2 protein-coding genes are annotated in these 1,669 nt (G+C 38.0%); one reads left to right on the top strand and one right to left on the bottom strand.

Features of this window, described 5'->3' with window-relative positions; all coding sequences use genetic code 11:
- Positions 1-312: 312 nt before the first annotated feature.
- Positions 313-930 carry a hypothetical protein gene (locus ACW12G_RS07940; RefSeq protein ID WP_455647712.1) on the top strand — a complete coding sequence of 206 codons (618 nt, stop codon included), beginning with the start codon at positions 313-315 and terminating at the stop codon, positions 928-930.
- Positions 931-1,281: 351 nt separating this feature from the next.
- On the opposite strand, the gene mscL is transcribed toward ACW12G_RS07940, so the two are convergent.
- Positions 1,282-1,662: a large conductance mechanosensitive channel protein MscL gene (gene mscL, locus ACW12G_RS07935; RefSeq protein ID WP_048701911.1), complete on the bottom strand. Its 381-nt coding sequence runs from the start codon at positions 1,660-1,662 to the stop codon at positions 1,282-1,284.
- Positions 1,663-1,669 lie beyond the last annotated feature (7 nt).

Here is a 1,669-nt window from a genome sequence, read left to right as displayed (position 1 = left end):
AAAGACAATGATTGCGTCAGCTGCCTGTAACAGCCTAAGCCATGTTTTCTGATTAATATGCTGATTTTTTGCGAATCCCCAAATCAGAAAAACGATAAAGGCAACAACGGAAATAATAAAAACTAATCCTGAAAGTGTTGAAATCATATGCTCCCCCAAGTTTTTTATTTGTTACGTATTAATTCTATAATTATTGAAAAAAACGGTCAATATTTTAGCTGAAAATCATTGTTCTAATGCGTGAATGTATTGTCAGACAGCGCATTTGATGATATTATCGTTTTTGTAAATAAAACGATGGGGTGAAGTATTATGAAGAAGATTATCGTAATCGCCATAACAGCGATTGTATCACTCGCAATTGGTGTGTTTATCGGGGCAAAAATGATGACACATCGATTAGATAACGATGCTGACAAGCACGTCGTCAGACACGCTAGTCGATCAGATAAGACAGTCGTGAAAAACATTTACCAAACGCAGAGCAATGACAACTGGAATGTCACACTTAACCGTGTTAAGACTGAAAAGGTGAAGCGGTCAGTACATGATCGTGATATGTTTGATGTCAGTTCTGAAATCAAAAGCCTATTGCCAGAAAAGTTCTATAAGACAACAGTTGAAGCAACACTTGAAAATAAAACGGATCAAGATATCCGCGGGAGTCAATTAAATGGGAAGTATACCTTTATTGACGGTAATGGGAATGCGCGATCAGCAGCAGGGGAAACGTTAGATTCCTATACGAATGTCCGACCAGCAGCGATTGAACTATTCCCAGCAAAGTCAAAAACAAAGGTGAATTTTGTCGTTTTGAGTGACAAAGATGACTTCAAGTCTGACGGTATTAAAATTGCACTACCAGATGTTGCCAAAGATGGGTCACAAAATGAATCTTATACTGGCGGCACATTCTACTTTAACAAGTAACCACGCAGCAGTGCTATAACAGCAAAAGCGTCAATCTGACTAGTCAGATTGACGCTTTTTTTGAATTAGGATGATGTTTAAGGTGTGATCAACTAAGTATAATTTGCGTCATCAGGTGAACTATGGTATTCTTATTAAGTTAGCTCAGTGATTTTGCGATCACCATATTTCTTTTATCTAGATTGAAATATATTCCAGGGGCTGATGTACATAGCAATACAACAGTTAAACGCCGATTTCGGCGTTTTTATTTTGCCATAATAAGTGAACAAACAAAAAAGCGTTGGTCGCGATAAGGCGGCCGACGCTTTTTTATCTCAGGTTAAACTGACGCTTAACCAAGTCGTGAACTTACTTCTTTTCTGACAAAAGCTTAACGATTTCTTGCAAGTACTTTTCAGTCTTTGTATCTTCAACTTCAGGAACTTCTGCTTCTTTAGCAGACTTCTTGTTCATTGTGTTGAAGACTTTAACCATCATGAAGATTGCGGCTGCAATAATCAAGAAGTTGATGATAGATTGCAAGAACAAACCATAAGCAACAGTTGCTGTGCCAACTTTAATCGCAAGATTTGAGACATCAATCCCACCAATCAAAATACCAACAAGGGGCATGATGATATCGTTAACCAGTGACTTCACGATCAAACCGAAAGCGCCACCAATGACAACGGCAACGGCAAGATCGACAACGTTCCCTTTAAAAGCGAACTCTTTAAATTCTTTCCACATAATATAT

The sequence above is a fragment of the Leuconostoc sp. genome, assembly GCF_965300815.1.
The sequence above is the reverse complement of the archived record's forward strand: the minus strand, read 5'-3'. Positions and strand labels throughout refer to the sequence as shown.